The organism is Mycobacterium sp. (assembly GCF_032159775.1).
Lineage (GTDB): Bacteria > Actinomycetota > Actinomycetes > Mycobacteriales > Mycobacteriaceae > Mycobacterium.
The window spans coordinates 1-16170 of sequence record NZ_JAVHWK010000156.1; the positions used below are offsets into that span (position 1 = coordinate 1).

Below are 16170 nucleotides of genomic sequence, written 5' to 3' on the forward strand. Positions count from 1 at the left end.
GACGTGCGGGTGCCTGCCGAGATGCTCGTCGGCGAGGAGAACGCCGGCTGGCGTCTGATCACCACGCAGTTGAACAATGAGCGGGTGATGCTCGGACCGGCCGGGCGGTTCGCGGCGCTCTACGACCGCATCCACACGTGGGCGTCCAAGCCGGGCAGCAACGGCGACACGCCGCTCGGCCACGACGACGTCAAGCGCTCGCTCGGCGAGATCAAAGCAATGTGGCGCATCAACGAGCTGCTCAACTGGCAGGTGGCGGCGTCCGGCGAGACCATCGACGTCGCCGATGCCGCGGCGACCAAAGTCTTTGGGACCGAACGCATTCAGTATGCAGGGCGGCTGGCCGAGGAGATTGTCGGCACACACGGCAACCCGGCGGACCCAGATACGGCCGAACTTCTCCAATGGCTCGACAGCCAGACCAAGCGGAACCTGGTGATCACGTTCGGGGGCGGAGTGAACGAGGTGATGCGGGAGATGATCGCGGCTTCAGGACTGAAGGTGCCGAGGGTTCCCAGGTGAACCCGGAGGACATCGGTAAGGCCGTCGAGCAGATCAAGGCGGCCGGACGCAGCAAGCCGCGCGTGGGCCGCGATCCGGTGAACCAGCCGATGATTAGGCACTGGGTCGACGCCATCGGGGACGACAACCCCATCTACCTCGACGAGCAGGCCGCGAAGTCCGCCGGCCACCCGGGTGTCGTCGCGCCGCCCGCGATGATCCAGGTGTGGACGATGATGGGCCTCGGCGGCGACCGTCCAGGTGACGACCCCATCGGGCCGATCATGGAATTGTTCGACGGCGCAGGCTTCGTCGGTGTCGTTGCGACCAACTGCGATCAGACCTATCACCGCTACCTGCGGCCGGGGGAGGACGTCAGCGTCGTCGCCGAGTTGACCGACGTCGTCGGGCCCAAGAACACCGCTCTCGGTGAGGGCTACTTCATCAGCCAGCGGATCACCTGGCAGGTGGGCGATGAGGACGTCGCCGAAATGGATTGGCGGATCTTGAAGTTCAGGCCGGCAGATGCGGATCAGGCTGAGGTTGGGGCAGTCCCCGAGGACCTCGACGCCGACGCGATGATGCGACCGGCCTCGTCGCGTGACACAAAATTCTTCTGGGACGGCATCAACGCGCACGAGCTGCGCATTCAGAAGCGGGGCGACGGCGCCCTGCAGCATCCGCCTGTGCCGGCGCTGTGGCAGGACAAAGATTCGCAGACGGACTATGTCGTCGCCAGTGGCAAGGGCACGGTCTTCAGCTTCGTCGTGCATCACGCACCGAAGGTGCCCGGCCGCACATTGCCGTTCGTCATCGCGCTGGTCGAACTCGAAGAAGGGGTGCGGATGCTCGGCGAGCTGCGGGATGTCGATCCCGCGGCCGTGGAGATCGGGATGCCGGTCCGCGCAACGTATATCGACTTTCCCGATGGCGCTGGCGGTCCGGCCTGGACTCTGTACGCATGGGAGCCTGACGCATGAGTGCACCAACGATCTCGGTCGGAACCAAGCTGCCTGAGCTGTCGCTCTACGGCGATCCGACGTTCATCGTGTCCACGGCGATCGCGACCCGCGACTATCAGGACGTCCATCACGACCGCGACAAGGCGCAGGCCAAGGGGTCCAAGGACATCTTCGTCAACATCCTCACCGACACCGGGTTGGTACAGCGCTACGTCACCGACTGGGCAGGCCCGACCGCGATCATCAAGTCGATCAAGCTGCGTCTCGGCGTGCCCTGGTACGCGTACGACACGGTGACCTTCACAGGTGAGGTGACGGCAGTCGAGGACGGTGTGGTCACGGTGAAAGTCGTTGGCAGCAACAGCCTTGGCGATCATGTCATCGCCACCTCCGTGTTGACGATCGGCGGCGCGTGATGCCGGGTCAGTTGTCCGGCAAGGCGGCCATCGTCGGGATCGGCGCCACCGACTTCTCGAAGAACTCGGGCCGCAGTGAGCTGAGGCTGGCGTCGGAAGCGGTACTGGATGCGCTCGACGATGCGGGCCTGACGGCCGCCGACGTGGACGGCATGGTCACATTCACGATGGATTCCAACACCGAGGTCGCCATTGCGCGCGCCACCGGAATCGGTGAGCTGAAGTTCTTCTCGAAGATTCATCATGGCGGTGGTGCGGCGTGCGCGACAGTCCAGCAGGCGGCAATCGCCGTCGCCACCGGGGTCGCGGATTGCGTTGTGGCATATCGAGCATTCAATGAGCGATCGGGGCAGCGATTCGGCCAGGTGCAGATGAGGTTGGTGGAGAACGCCGACTCGACCGGGGTCGACAACTCGTTCTCGTATCCGCACGGCCTGTCCACGCCCGCTGCGCAGGTGGCGATGATCGCCAGGCGGTACATGCACCTGTCCGGCGCGACGAGCAAGGACTTCGGCGCGGTATCGGTGGCCGATCGTAAGCACGCCGCCAAGAACCCGAAGGCGTACTTCTACGAAAAGCCGATAACCATTGAGGACCACCAGAATTCGCGGTGGATTGCCGAGCCGTTGCGGCTGTTGGACTGCTGCCAGGAAACCGACGGCGGCGTCGCCCTCGTCATCACCTCGGCCGAGCGAGCGAAAGATCTCAAGCACCGACCCGCGATCATCGAGGCAGCATCACAGGGGTCGAGCCCGGACCAGTACTCGATGGTGAGCTACTACCGGCCCGAGTTGGGACTGCCCGAAATGGGCCTGGTCGGCAGGCAGCTGTGGGAGCAGTCGGGGTTGCAGCCCAGCGACATTGCGACCGCCGTCCTCTACGACCACTTCACTCCGTTCACACTGATTCAGTTGGAGGAGTTGGGGTTCTGCGGAAAAGGCGAGGCCAAGGACTTCATCGCCGACGGTGCGATCGAGGTCGGCGGCAGGCTGCCGATCAACACCCATGGTGGTCAGCTTGGTGAGGCCTATATCCACGGCATGAACGGCATCGCCGAAGGCGTTCGGCAGCTTCGCGGCTCGTCGGTGAACCCGGTTGCCGATGTCGAACATGTTCTCGTCACCGCGGGCACCGGAGTGCCCACCTCAGGCCTGATTCTCGGCTGACCGTTCACCGCCCGCAACGATTTGTGCGCGTGAGCCGGCGCCTTAGCGAGTAGTGGCGCAGGCGACGAGCCCGTGCGGGAACCGTCGGCTCTCGACCTGCCCTTCAGTCGAGATCTAATGTGCGCGAACTAACTTTGCCCCACAGCGTTTCGCGATCTACAAACGGCCTGTCGGAGATCGGTATGCCGCACTTACCAGCGATTTCGCTTATAAAAACTACGTGCATTGCTAGATCTGCATGAGTGCGGACTTTTTTTCCTACAACGTAAATAGAACCGAAAGCCGGCGGGCTAGTTGTCGCAGCTTATACATGCACCTCATAGGTGCTTTAGTGCCACCATAGTGACGCAGCGCACACGTCAGCCGCGCGAGCGTTAGCCAGTAATACGTAAGAATTTGCTAGATCTGCCTTGCGGTGCAAAAGTGCGAGTGGTAGCTTCCTTGAACGAGGTGAGGTGTTCGCTCCGGACATCGAACCGGCAGCTAATTCTCAGAGATTTGCACGCCGCCGAGTCCCAAATTTGGGACACACGGCTTTTGAGACAACAGGGAGGGAGGGCTCGTGCCAGATCAAACAACGCGTCTCAGCACGTTGTCCCCATCGCCACTGCCACTACAGACTCGACGCGCCTGCCGCCCGCGGCGCGATTCGAAGGCCGGCGGAGTCGGCAAACCCCTAGCCGACTCCGCCGGTTCTGTCGCCGGTTGCGCTGAAGGGACCGTCAGCTAGCCATGGTCATCCAGCAGCGTCACAGTTCGTTTGTCTCCCTGGCCGAAGCGCCAAACGGCGGACAGGCCTCGGCTCTTGCAGACCTCACCGTGGTCAAGCCGGCGCTGGAGCCGCAAGGCCGGGTACTCGGGCATCAGAGTTGGGAACGCCGGTACGCCACGTACCTTCGGTTCACGGACACCATCGTGGTCTGCATCGCGGTGCTCCTTGCGCAGTACGTGCGCTTCGGCAGCACTCCCACTGCGGACACCCTGGCAAGCCACTACGAGACGGTTTACTCGGCGGTGCTCGTCACCATCTGGTTGGCGACCTTGGCCGGTCTTCGTACCCGATCGCCGAAGTACATCGGCGCCGGCATCGAGGAGTACCGGCGAGTCGTGGTCGCGTCGTTCTGGACGTTCGGCGCGGTGGCTATCGCTGAATTGCTCTTGAAACTCGAGGTTTCGCGAGGCTATCTCGCGGTGGCGTTGCCGGTGGGAATCATCGGTCTGGTCCTCAGTCGCTGGCAGTGGCGAGGCCACGTGGTGCGTCAGCGCAGAGCGGGAAACTACGAAACAGCGGTACTGGCCATCGGGGACAGAGACGCGGTCGCGAACCTGGCGGACGAGCTGACCAGCAGTCCTGACTATGGCTACCGTGTCGTGGGTATCGCCATTCCGGGCTACGGCGCCCCCTGCGGCGAGCACCTCAGGATCAACGGACGACAGATTCCGGTCATCGGTGGTGAGGGCCACGTTCTCCAGGCAATCAGGAGCCGCGGCGCGGACAAAGTCGCGATTGCCGGCACGGACCACTTCGGCGTCAAAGGCATTCGCAGGCTCATCTGGGAGTTGGAGCCGATGGGGGTCGAACTCGTCGTCTCGCCGGGCGTGATGGACGTCGCACGTTCGCGGTTGGCCATGCGTCCGATCGCAGGCCTGCCGCTGCTCTACATAGACAAGCCGCAGTACCAGGGTGCGAAGCGGTTCCAGAAGCGGGCGTTCGACTTCGCTTTCGCGCTGGCGGCGGTGACGGTCTCTCTTCCGCTGCTGTTGATCGCAGCCGCCGCGGTCAAGATGACCAGCAAGGGCCCGGTGTTCTACAAGGCGGAGCGCATCGGAATCGACGGCAAGCCGTTCATGATGCTGAAGTTCCGCACCATGGTGGAGGACGCCGACAGGGAGTTGCAGAACCTGCTGTCGGCCAACGAGAGTGACGGCCTGCTCTTCAAGATCAAGAACGACCCCCGGATCACCCCGGTAGGCCGAATCCTGCGACGGTTCAGCATCGACGAGCTACCGCAGTTCATCAACGTGCTCCGGCAGGAGATGAGCGTCGTCGGTCCCCGACCGCCGCTGAGGCGTGAGGTCGAGGCATACGACGACGATGTGCAGCGGCGACTGCTCGTCAAGCCCGGTGTCACGGGTCTCTGGCAGGTAAGCGGCAGGTCTGATCTGCCGTGGGACAAGGCTGTCCGCCTGGACCTTTCGTATGTCGATAACTGGTCGATGGTCGGCGACGTTCTGATCATCGCCAAGACTCTGCGCGCGGTCATCGAGCGCCGAGGCGCTTACTGAGGGCCGGTCGGCCCTCGAGAACAAGGAGACAACCGCAATGCGCGCATTCGTAACCGGCGCTGCCGGATTCATCGGTTCCACATTGGTCGACCGACTGCTCGATGAGGGCCATCAGGTCGTAGGTATCGACAACCTGAGCACGGGTGTCCTGGCGAACCTCGATGCCGCTCGCAGCCGATACCGACTCGATCGGCGTCGGTTCACGTTCGTACAGAGCGATATTCAGGCACCGGAATTGAGTGACATCGTCGCCGGCAGCAATCCGGACGTCATCTTTCATCTTGCCGCGCAGGTGAACCTGAGGGCCTCGCTCACTGATCCGCAATTCGACGCCCGTAACAATGTACTCGGAACCATCAACGTCCTTGAGGCCGCCAGGCAGGCGGACGTCACGCGAATCGTCTACGCCGCCTCCGGCGGGTCGAGGTACGGCGCCCCGGAGTGCCTGCCGGTGGACGAGACGGTACGCACCGATCCAATATCGCCCTACGCGGTGGCCAAACTCGCCGGCGAGATGTACATGCGCGCGTATGCGGAGATGTACGGACTGTCGCAGATCTGCCTCGCACTGGCGAATGTCTACGGCCCTCGGCAAAATCCGCATGGCGAGGCCGGTGTCATCACCGTCTTCGGTCGCGCAATGCTCACCGACAGTCTCGCCACGATCTACGGTGACGGAACGGCCAGCCGGGACTACGTCTACGTCGACGACGTGGTGGACGCGTTCCTGCGCGCCGGGGAGGCCCCGCACGGCACCGCCGGTACCTACAACATCGGAACGGGGCGCCAGGCGACCGTTGTTGAGGTGCATCGATTGATTGCCGACGCACTCGACAGCCCGGCTTCCCCATCCCATACGTCGTCGAAAAGCGGTGAGCTGCAGGCAATCGCACTCGATGCGACGAAGGCGCAAAGGGAGCTCGGGTGGGCACCGCGCGTCGAGCTGGTCGACGGCATCGCACGAACAGTGGAGTGGCTACAGGACGCGTTGGTGCCGCAGCCCGCGGAGTTGGTCGGCGCGTGATGGCAAACGAGCTGAACGGGAAAGGGTCTGGGCAGGTGCGGTGCCGACTGTGCGATTCGATTCGACTGGTCAGTGTTCTCGATTTGGGTGCCACGCCGCCGTGCGAGAAGTTCCTCACCGTTGACGAGCTCGACGCCCCGGAGCCGACGTTTCCGCTTCACCTGCGGCTGTGTGAGGACTGTCTTCTCCTGCAGATCCCAGCGTTGATCACGCCCGAAGAGACCTTCACCGAATACGCCTATTACTCCTCGTATTCCGACAGCTTCGTCGCACATGCACAGACGTTCGTCGACCAGGCCGCCACGCGGCTCGACCTCGGCAGCGGATCGTTCGTCGTCGAGGTGGCGAGCAACGACGGCTACCTTCTGCAGCACGCGGTCGCCAAGAACATCCGATGCCTCGGCATCGAGCCGTCGGTGAATGTGGGAGCGGCTGCTCGTGGGCGCGGCGTCCCAACGGAGACAGCATTCCTCGACGAGCGACTGGCACAGCGCATTCGCGACGAGCATGGTCCGGCCGATCTCGTTGTCGCCAACAACGTATACGCCCACATCCCGGATCTACTGGGCTTCACGCGGTCGCTGCGCACACTGCTCGACGATGACGGCTGCCTGAGCATCGAGGTGCATCACGCGCTCAACCTCATCGAGCTTGGTCAGTTCGATTCGGTCTACCACGAGCACTTCCAGTACTACACGTTGCTGTCCGCGATCCGTGCACTGGCATCGGCAGACCTCGCCGTCGTCGACGTCGAACTCGTCGACACCCACGGTGGCTCCCTCCGGCTGTGGGCGCGGCCTGCGGCATATGCCGGTCCGCCGAGTGACCGGGTGGCCGATGTGCTGCGGATCGAGGAGGCGGCCGGGCTTCACCACGTCTCCGGTTATTCCAAGCTTCGCCGTCGGACCGAGTCGATTCGTCATGCACTGCTTCGGTTCCTGCTCGACTGCCGCGCCGAAGGGAAGCGGGTCGTCGGCTACGGCGCCCCGGGTAAGGGCAACACGCTCCTCAACTATTGCGGAATTCGCAGCGACCTGCTCGAGTACACGGTCGACCGAAACCCCTACAAGCATGGACGATTCACTCCCGGCGCACGGATTCCGATCTATGAGACCGAACAGATCGCCGAAGATCGGCCGGACGTGATACTTGCACTGCCGTGGAATCTCGAAGCCGAGATCACCGAGCAACTCGCCTACATCTCCGAGTGGGGCGGCGTGCTCGTTTTCCCACTGCCGACCCTGCACACAGCCATCCCCAGCTTTCAAGACAGCAGGAGGTAATCGAAATGAAAGTAGTCCTGTTCTGCGGCGGATACGGCATGCGAATGCGCGACAGCGCCGACGACGGAATGCCCAAACCGATGCAGTTGGTCGGGCCGCGGCCGCTGATCTGGCACGTGATGCGGTACTACGCCCACTACGGCCACACGGAGTTCATCCTCTGCCTGGGCTACGGCGCTGGCCACATCAAGAACTTCTTCCTCAACTATCAAGAGGCGGCGTCCAACGACTTCATGATGTCCGGCGGCAAAGTGCAGCTGATGCAGTCCGACATCAGTGACTGGTCAATCACCTTTGTCGACACCGGATTGTCGTCTGCGATCGGTGAACGTCTCCGCCGTGTGCGCCCGCATCTGGACGGCGATGAGTACTTCCTGGCCAACTATGCCGACGTCCTGACCGACGCACCGATGGATGATGTCGTCGAGAAGTACCACCGATCCGGCGCTGTCGCCTCGATGATGATCGTGCCGCCGCAGTCTTCGTTCCACTGCGTTGATGTGAGTGAAGCCGGCGAGGTCAAGGACATCGTGGCCGTGTCGAGGCTGCCCATTTGGGAGAACGGCGGATTCTTCGTTCTGTCGCAGGACGTCTTCGATTACCTGCCGGAAGGTGGATGCCTCGTCGAGGACGCGTGCGTGACGCTGGCAGGTGAAGGGAAGTTGTTCGGCTACAAGTACGAAGGCTTCTGGAAGCCTGCCGATACCTTCAAGGAGCGAGCGGAGCTGGATTCTCGATACCACCAGGGCGACCGACCGTGGATGGTCTGGGAGCGTGCTGCGCACGAGGGTGCACTGGCGGCTGCCGCTCAGCCATGATCGAACTCAAGACGGGCAGCCTGAACGAAATCGTCGTTGTGGGAGCCCATTGCGACGATATAGCGATCGGCATGGGCGGCACTCTGCTGACTCTGACGCAAGCCGACCCCGATGTGCGTGTGCGCGGTCTCGTGCTGTCGGGCGGAGATGGCGATCGCGAAGTCGAGGAACGAAACGCGTTGGCGGCGTTCTGTTCCGGCGCCGATGTCGAGCTCACCGTGTTGGACGTGCCAGACGGCAGAGCGCCCGCGCAGTGGGACCGTATCAAGAACTGCCTGAGGGACTTCGCCAGGTCGTGCGATGCGCAGGTCGTCTTCGGCCCACAACGCGCCGACGCTCACCAAGATCACCGCCTTCTCGCCGAACTGCTACCCACGGAGTTCCGTGATCACCTCGTCCTCGGCTACGAGATCCTGAAGTGGGAGACCGATACTCCGCGCCCGACGGTTCTGCACCCGATCACCCGCCAGGTCGCTGAGGAAAAAGCGCGCCTGCTGGTCAAGCATTACCCGTCCCAGACGAATCACGACTGGTTCGATGAGGAGGCCTTTCTGGGGCTTTCCCGTCTCCGGGGCGTGCAATGTCGAAGCACCCACGCCGAGGGATTCGTCCTGGAGAAGGCGTTGGTGTCGTTCACTACACCTGGAAGGAAGGCAGACAAGTGACGACGATCTTCACCAACCCTGACATCACCGACGATGAGCGCCGAACACGCATCTATGACGGCCATGTGCTGCTTCACTCCGCATCGGCCGAGTCGCTCGCACTCATCGAGCATGCGCGCAACCTGATCACTGAGCTCTTCGGCGGACGGGATCCGCAGACGGCCCAATTCGACATGCCTGTCCAGGATTACGTCGAACTTCTAGCTGAACTCAAGCCACAATTCATCCACCACCCCGAATCGAAGGCGCGGGTGACGGCGCTCATCGCTTCCTATGGCTGCGATCCCGAGGAGACGTACTTCGACCTGCCGCGTATGCGGACGTCCACATCCGACGCCTATCTGACCTCTGGCATCGCGTACGCCTTCCATCCGCATCGCGACACCTGGTACTCGGCACCCTTCAGCCAACTCAACTGGTGGATACCGATCTATCCGGTGGCACCCGAGAACGTGATGGCGTTCCATCCGCAGTACTGGAGCAATCCGGTTCGAAACGGATCCCGTCGTTACAACTACTACGAATGGACCAAGACCAGCCGGGTCACCGCGGCACAGCACGTCAAGAGCGACACCCGCGACCAGCCGAAGCCCGAGGAACCAGTACAGCTCGATCCGCAGTTACGGATCGTGCCCGAGCCCGGAGGGGTGATGATCTTCTCCGGCAACCAGCTGCATTCGACGGTGCCCAACACCTCGGGGATGACCAGGTTCAGCATCGACTTCCGCACGGTGAACATCGGCGATGTCCGTACGCGTCGTGAAGCTACCAACGTCGACTCCGAGTGCACAGGAACGTCGCTGCGTGACTTCCTCCGTGTCCAGGACCTGGACCGCATGCCTGAAGACGTCGCGCTCGACTACGAAGGACTCAAGGAAATGGTGACCACCGATGTCTAGTTCAGCTCTGATGCAAAGTGCCGATGAGGTCGTCGCCGAAGACGTCGACTCCATATGTCGGCGGTTGAGTACCGAGTTCGGCGAAATGGCCGGCTCCAACTTGTTGATCACCGGGGGGGCCGGATTTCTCGGATACTATTTCGTACACGCGATCCACCATCACAATCGGAACGCGTCGGAGTCCGAGCAGATTTCGCTCACCGTGTTCGACAATTACGTTCGCGGCGTTCCTGGTTGGACAAAGCAACTGGACGGTGATTGCGGAGTCCGATTTCTCACCTACGACCTCGCGTCACCACTCCGCGACGACGTCGGCGATTTCGAGTACGTCATCCACGCCGCATCGATCGCATCGCCGAACTTCTACCGGCAGCGTCCGATCCAGACGATGGACTCCAACATCAACGGCCTGCGTGCGCTCCTCGATCGATTTCACCGACAGGATGTCGATGGCAAGCCGGTCGGCGGCTTCCTGTTCATGTCGAGCAGCGAGATCTACGGCGACCCGTCACCGGATTGCATCCCGACGCCGGAGGACTACCGCGGTTTCGTTTCATGCACCGGACCCCGCGCATGCTACGACGAGGCGAAGCGATACGGCGAGACGCTGTGCGTGAACTTCGCACAGCAGTACGGGCTGCCGATTCGTGCCGCGCGGCCGTTCAACAACTACGGGCCCGGCCTCAAGATCACCGACCGGCGCGTGCTGCCGGATTTTGCCCGCGACATCCTTTCCGGTCGGGACATCTCGATCCTGTCCGACGGAACACCGATGCGCACATTCTGTTACGTGGCCGATGCCGTCGTCGGCTACTACAAGGCGCTGGTTCGCGGCGGCGTTGGCGAGGCGTACAACATCGGCACGGAGGCGCCGGAGATCTCGATGGCTGATCTGGCGCGGATGATGACCACGACGTCGGCAGATCTATTCGGCTACAAGGGTTCTGTCGTGCTCGGGCAGACCAACGACCCGGATTATCTCCGCGACAACCCCAACCGGCGCTGTCCAGACATCTCGAAGGCGCGGGCCGAACTCGACTACGAACCGATCGTGGAACTCGACGAAGGCCTGCGGCGCTTGCTGATCTGGTACGGGGCGAATTCCGGGGGTGACGACGCCTGATGCGGATCGCAGTAATCGGCACCGGATACGTCGGCCTGGTGTCGGGTGCGTGCTTTGCAGAACTCGGTCACGACGTTGTGTGCGTCGACACCGATCGGGACAAAGTGGCCAAGATTACATCGGGCGTACCGCCGATCCACGAACGCGACCTTCCCGAGCTGGTGCGGCGCCACATCGGCAGTCGACTGAGGGCCACCCTCGACCTGACGGAAGCGGTGACGAGTAGCGACATGTCGCTCATCGCCGTCGGAACTCCGCTGCACAACGGGAAGATCGATCTCAGCTTTGTCCGCACGGTCGCCGAACAGATCGGCACGGCGCTCAAGGAGATCGGGCACTACCACGTCGTGGTCGTGAAGAGCACCGTGGTGCCGGGGACGACGGAGAAGACCGTCCTGCCGATCCTCGAGGCCGCATCCGGCAAGAAGGCCGGAGACGACTTCGGCGTCGGCATGAACCCGGAGTTTCTCACCGAGGGGGAAGCGGTCAGCGACTTCCTGCGCCCGGATCGGATTGTTCTCGGCGGGATCGACGATCGCAGCATCGACGCCATGGCCGAGGCCTACCGGCAGTTCGACTCTGTGCCCGTCGTCCGGACGAACCCGCGTTCGGCCGAGATGATCAAATATGCTTCGAACACCCTTCTCGCGACGATGATTTCGCTGTCGAACGAGCTGGCGAATCTATCGGCTGAAATCGGTGAGATCGACGTGCCGACCGTCATGGAAGGTGTCCATCTCTCGCGCTACCTCACCAACGAGGAAGGACAGACAGCCCAGTTGGCGTCGTTTCTGTATCCGGGTTGCGGATACGGCGGAAGTTGTCTGCCGAAGGACACCAAAGCGCTCGTCTCACAAGGTACGGAGCTGGGTGTCCCGATGCGGGTACTCGAGGCCGTCGACCACGTCAACCGTGCGCAGCCCGAGAGGATGCTCGATCTTCTTCGGCGGCATTTCCCTGCGCTGTTTGGTCTTCGGGTTGGTGTGCTAGGACTGGCTTTTCGACCTGGGACCGACGACATGAGGGAGTCGCCTGCGATACCGCTCATTCACAGGCTGGTGAGCGAAGGGGCCGAGGTTCGTGCCTACGACCCGATCGCCACAGAGTCTGCTTCGGCCGTGTTCGCGGGGCTCAACATCAAGCTGTGTGAAGACATGGCAGAAGCGGTGCAGGATGTCGACGCGGTGCTGCTGATCACGCGCTGGGACGAGTTCGCCCAAGTGCCTGCATTGATCGAGCGCCAACCGGAGCCGCCGTTGCTCGTGGACGGCAGGCGGATGATCGCCCCGACGAGCGTAGCGAACTACAGCGGCATCGGACTTTGAGGCGCGCCTTCCAAGTTTGCGGCATCGACCCACCAGCCGCCGTCTGCCTCGATCTCCGGTAGGGCGGCCCGTACCTCGGTCATCAAATCGGGCAGGAGCAGCAGTACCCGTTCGGGCTGCGCATTGACCAGGTCGGCCGGGCTGATGATCGGCACGTCGGTGCCGGGCATGCGTCGACCCCACTTGGCGGGAGACGCATCGGCGATCGCCGACAGTTCGGTGCGATCGATTTCCGCCATGGCGAGCATCGAAACAGCGCGTGATGCCGCGCCATAACCGAAAACGTCGCGGCTACTGGCCTTCTGGTCGATGATCCACGATTTCAGACTGTGCGCGGACGCGTATGCGCTGTCCTGAAGCTGACCGACGTATTCGGGCTTGGTGATGCCCAATTCACGCTCCTCCTCCAGAATTCGCAAGACCGAGTCATCCGACGATCCGTCGCGAGTGGCTGCGAGCAGGACGGTGCCGCCGTAGAGGTCGAACGTCCATGCAGTGCGCAGCCTGAACCCGACCCGCGCCAGCATTCGTTCCAGTGTCGTCAACGAGTAGTAGGCGTAGTGGCCGAGCCGCAGCATGTTCCACTGTCCTTGCCGCACAATGGCGCGAAGCTCGTGATACTGCAGCAGCAACACACCCCCGGGGGCGACCCGATCGGCACGCTCTGCGATCGCGGCGGCCTGGTCACGCCAATGCATCAATCCGAAGCAGTCGACGACGAGGTCGGCCTGCTGATCTTCGCCGGCAAGTTTCAGGCCCTGGTCTGTGATGAGCGTCAGCCACGAGCCGCCGTGCGGACTGCCGTACTCCGCGATCGTCGCGCCGGCGTGGAGCCAGCCCGCCGAGGTAGCACGGCGCACCGCGTCCTGCGACTGCGCGATCAACGCGGCGGGCTCGACTCCGCGTGGCTCTTGCGCGTCCGTGGGATCGTCGACCAGCTGAGCGAGACCACAATCCGAGCACAGCCACATCTGCAGCGGATAGGTCGGATCAGACCCGCGGTCATCGGCCTGCGGGAAGTGATCGCAGGCGGGCTGATCGCCGAGGTCCAGGACAGTGGTGCCGGATGCGCCGCGGCACAGTCGACATGAGGGTTGCGACATGATGGCTCCTTGTCGATCGATCAGTGCGAAACGGCTTGGGCCGGTTCATGGACCAGCGGCAGCAGTTCAACGCCCGGCAGTACCAGGTCTTGACGCATGAGCTGGATGTACCGCTCGCGAATGCCCGCAAGCACTCCTGCCTGCTCGTAGTGAAAGCCGTCGACCTCAGAGACCATTGTCAGTGCGGTGATCGTCCCTGCGATTGCACACTCTTGCGCGGCCAACAGTTCGGTGCGCTCGATCGGTCGGCGTTCGAACGGTACTTCGCTTGTGCGGCTCAGCAGTTCGAGTACATCGACTGTGATGCTGTCCAAACACCCTTCACTGGCAGGCGGCGTGATCACCCGACCCCCGTCGGCGATCAGGATGCATGCGCCCGACGTCTCGGCCACTCGGCCTGCGTCGTTGAGCATCACCGCTTCGTCGTAGCCCAGCCGACCCACCTCGATACGTGCCAGCCGACCGCCCAGATAGTTGGCGCTGGATTTGATGCGGGTGGGCAAAGCGACATCGGCTGCCCTTCGCCATGTACTGACGCCGAGACCCATCGCATCGGGTGCGCTCTTCTGCTGCGTGAATGCCGTCACGACGAGGTCGGCCACAGTGCCCTCGCCCCAATGGCCCTGGGTTACGTACAGCGTTGCGCGAAACCACAGGTCCTTCTCGGGAACCAACAACTTGGCTGCCAGGGTCCGCAGGCCGTCGACGAATTCTTGATAGCTGAAGGTGACCGGAATGTGCAGCAGGGCAGCGGACCGCCGAAGGCGCTGGTAATGCCTGTGCGGTGTTCGAATCGCGAACACGTCACCGGCGGAGTTCCAGTAGCCCTTGATCCCCTCGAAAACACTGAGGGCTCGGGTGAGTGCCTCCGCGCTGATGTGTATCCGGACGTCCTCGTACGGCACGAGTTCACCGTTGACGAGGGCCCATGCCGGCTTCTGTAGCTGCGACAGCGACGCAACGTGTCCCAATGTTCCGTCCTTCTAGCTGGTGCGGTCGGGTCGTGGCGCGCTTGTGCGCATTTGCCGATGGCGGCCTTCGCCAAGTTCAACGATTGGTTGCAGAATCCGCACAAGAATGGAGTTTATCCGGTTCGTAGCCATAGTCAACACAACAGTGCCATTTGCGGAATCTGCACTTACGCGTTAAGTTGATCGCCATCAGTCGTAGCTGCAGGGTGGCTGATAGGGCTAAAGACTCGGGCGAATCGTGAGGGGAGCAAAAGATGAACCCAGTTCTGAAACGCCGAATCGAACAGGTCCGCCGCGGATGGTGGATCGTACTGTTGATTGCCGGCGTCGGGGCAGCTGTCGCGGTGTTGATCTCGCTGACCCAGCCCACCACCTATGTGGGCAAATCGGTGCTGATCCTTTCCTCAACGGGTCGGTCTCCCGACCAGGACGCGACGGTGGCAGTCGGTTACGCAAAGCTCTTCAACGAACCCGCCACCGTCAATCGGCTCAGGGAAGCCGCAAACATTCCCGGCGACATCGAGTTCGAGGCCCAAACTGTGGCGGCGAGCCCGATCCTGACGATCGCGGCCACAGCCGACGGTCCCGCGGTTGCGCAGGATGCAGCCCAGCAGATGGCGCAGACGTTCAGCGAAGACGTGAACTCCGTCCGGCAGAAGGGCACTGAAAAAGCCGTCCAGGACCTTCAGCGCCAAGTGCACGACCTCCGTGCCCAGCCCCAGCCCAACGGCGTCATCGATCCCCAGCTGGGCGTCATGCAAGACCGACTTGACGCAATGAAGTCCGACACCACCAATCAACTGACCGAGCTGCAGCTGCGGGCGGGTGTAACGGAGATCGCGCCGGTCATCGGATTGAATCTGGTCACAGGAATCCTCGGTGGGCTCCTTCTGGGCGTCTTCGCCGCCATCGGGCTTGCATCGCTTTCGACGAAGATCAGGACTGCCGAAGATTTGGTGCACAAGACCGGCATCGAGCCGTTGGCGGAGGTGCCCGCCGCAGGCTCGGCTCAACTCGCCATACTTCGGGACGAACGAATCCGCGCGCTGGCCAACACAATCAGCCTCCAAGACCTGCCGAAGTCGCCGGTGATAGCGCTGACCGATTGCCCCCGCGTGCGGGCCGCGCTCGACGTGGCCACTGAGTTGGCCGAACTGTCCGCGCGCCAAGGACTCCAGACAGTCCTCGTCCGCGTCGATGCGGCGGAGGTCGATCCGGCGCAGAAGGGTCTGACCGACGCGCTCGCCGACACCAGCCTTGTCCCTGCTCTTTTGCAGGCCGACCAGACCGAGATGCTGACGATCATCTCGTATGGCTCGTCGGCCGCGGGACGCTCATACATGACGCGCGAACGACTCGGCTCGGTCCTCGACGAGATCGGTACCCGCGCCGACACGGTGATTGTGGTCGCCCCGTCGATTTCGAGCACCACGGACGCCCAGATCGTCTGCGCCGCCGCGGACACGACACTGTTGATTGCAGGTGTCGGTTCGACAACCGCCAACGACGTCCAGTCGGCGGTTGCCACGCTCCGAAAAACGCACGCCGAGCCGATCGGTGTGGTGTTGGTCGCGGGCGCCGACGCCGCTTGAGTGACCCGACGACGATGACTGGACTGCACGCTGTTC

14 protein-coding genes and 1 pseudogene are annotated in these 16170 nt (G+C 62.8%); 13 read left to right on the plus strand and 2 right to left on the minus strand.

Going from position 1 to position 16170, the window contains the following annotated elements; genetic code table 11:
• The 12 genes and pseudogenes from fadE29 to QOJ24_RS21455 all read left to right on the plus strand — a co-directional run.
• A pseudogene (gene fadE29, locus QOJ24_RS21400) lies at positions 1-522 on the plus strand (acyl-CoA dehydrogenase FadE29); the annotation flags it as partial.
• Positions 519-1481 carry an OB-fold domain-containing protein gene (locus QOJ24_RS21405; RefSeq protein ID WP_526264903.1) on the plus strand — a complete coding sequence of 321 codons (963 nt, stop codon included), beginning with the start codon at positions 519-521 and terminating at the stop codon, positions 1479-1481. The pseudogene fadE29 and the gene QOJ24_RS21405, both read left to right, overlap by 4 nt.
• Positions 1478-1879, plus strand: a complete 402-nt coding sequence (locus QOJ24_RS21410; RefSeq protein ID WP_526264905.1) for a MaoC family dehydratase — start codon at positions 1478-1480, stop codon at positions 1877-1879. The genes QOJ24_RS21405 and QOJ24_RS21410 overlap by 4 nt, the downstream gene beginning before the upstream one ends.
• Complete coding sequence (ltp2, locus tag QOJ24_RS21415; protein WP_526264907.1) at positions 1879-3045, plus strand: 17-hydroxy-3-oxo-4-pregnene-20-carboxyl-CoA lyase; 1167 nt, start codon at positions 1879-1881, stop codon at positions 3043-3045. Before QOJ24_RS21410 ends, ltp2 begins: the two co-directional genes overlap by 1 nt.
• A 732-nt stretch (positions 3046-3777) precedes the next feature.
• Positions 3778-5331, plus strand: a complete 1554-nt coding sequence (locus QOJ24_RS21420) for a sugar transferase (protein ID WP_526264909.1) — start codon at positions 3778-3780, stop codon at positions 5329-5331.
• A 37-nt stretch (positions 5332-5368) separates the two neighbouring features.
• The gene (locus QOJ24_RS21425) at positions 5369-6355 is read left to right on the plus strand and encodes a GDP-mannose 4,6-dehydratase (RefSeq protein ID WP_526264911.1); all 987 of its coding nucleotides are present in this window, start codon (positions 5369-5371) and stop codon (positions 6353-6355) included.
• Positions 6356-6390: 35 nt separating this feature from the next.
• Entirely contained in the window at positions 6391-7638 is a 1248-nt protein-coding gene (locus tag QOJ24_RS21430) for a methyltransferase domain-containing protein (RefSeq protein WP_526264913.1), read from the plus strand.
• Between the two features lie 5 nt (positions 7639-7643).
• Positions 7644-8456, plus strand: a complete 813-nt coding sequence (locus QOJ24_RS21435; RefSeq protein ID WP_526264915.1) for a glycosyltransferase family protein — start codon at positions 7644-7646, stop codon at positions 8454-8456.
• Positions 8453-9121 (plus strand): PIG-L deacetylase family protein, encoded by a 669-nt coding sequence (locus tag QOJ24_RS21440; protein ID WP_526264917.1) that lies wholly within the window; start codon positions 8453-8455, stop codon positions 9119-9121. The genes QOJ24_RS21435 and QOJ24_RS21440 overlap by 4 nt, the downstream gene beginning before the upstream one ends.
• The gene (locus QOJ24_RS21445; RefSeq protein WP_526264919.1) at positions 9118-10020 is read left to right on the plus strand and encodes a phytanoyl-CoA dioxygenase family protein; all 903 of its coding nucleotides are present in this window, start codon (positions 9118-9120) and stop codon (positions 10018-10020) included. The genes QOJ24_RS21440 and QOJ24_RS21445 overlap by 4 nt, the downstream gene beginning before the upstream one ends.
• Positions 10013-11143 (plus strand): NAD-dependent epimerase/dehydratase family protein, encoded by a 1131-nt coding sequence (locus QOJ24_RS21450; protein WP_526264921.1) that lies wholly within the window; start codon positions 10013-10015, stop codon positions 11141-11143. The genes QOJ24_RS21445 and QOJ24_RS21450 overlap by 8 nt, the downstream gene beginning before the upstream one ends.
• Positions 11143-12468, plus strand: a complete 1326-nt coding sequence (locus tag QOJ24_RS21455) for a UDP-glucose dehydrogenase family protein (RefSeq protein WP_526264923.1) — start codon at positions 11143-11145, stop codon at positions 12466-12468. The genes QOJ24_RS21450 and QOJ24_RS21455 overlap by 1 nt, the downstream gene beginning before the upstream one ends.
• Here QOJ24_RS21455 and QOJ24_RS21460 read toward each other — a convergent pair.
• Both QOJ24_RS21460 and QOJ24_RS21465 read right to left on the minus strand, forming a co-directional pair.
• Positions 12447-13571: a methyltransferase domain-containing protein gene (locus tag QOJ24_RS21460; protein ID WP_526264925.1), complete on the minus strand. Its 1125-nt coding sequence runs from the start codon at positions 13569-13571 to the stop codon at positions 12447-12449. The genes QOJ24_RS21455 and QOJ24_RS21460 overlap by 22 nt on opposite strands.
• Positions 13572-13591: 20 nt before the next feature.
• Positions 13592-14542, minus strand: coding sequence for an aminotransferase class IV (locus tag QOJ24_RS21465; protein ID WP_526264927.1), 951 nt, complete (start codon positions 14540-14542; stop codon positions 13592-13594).
• 254 nt (positions 14543-14796) lie between these two features.
• Between QOJ24_RS21465 and QOJ24_RS21470 the strand changes: the two genes are divergently transcribed.
• Positions 14797-16134, plus strand: a complete 1338-nt coding sequence (locus QOJ24_RS21470; RefSeq protein WP_526264929.1) for a hypothetical protein — start codon at positions 14797-14799, stop codon at positions 16132-16134.
• The last annotated feature ends 36 nt before the right edge of the window (positions 16135-16170 follow it).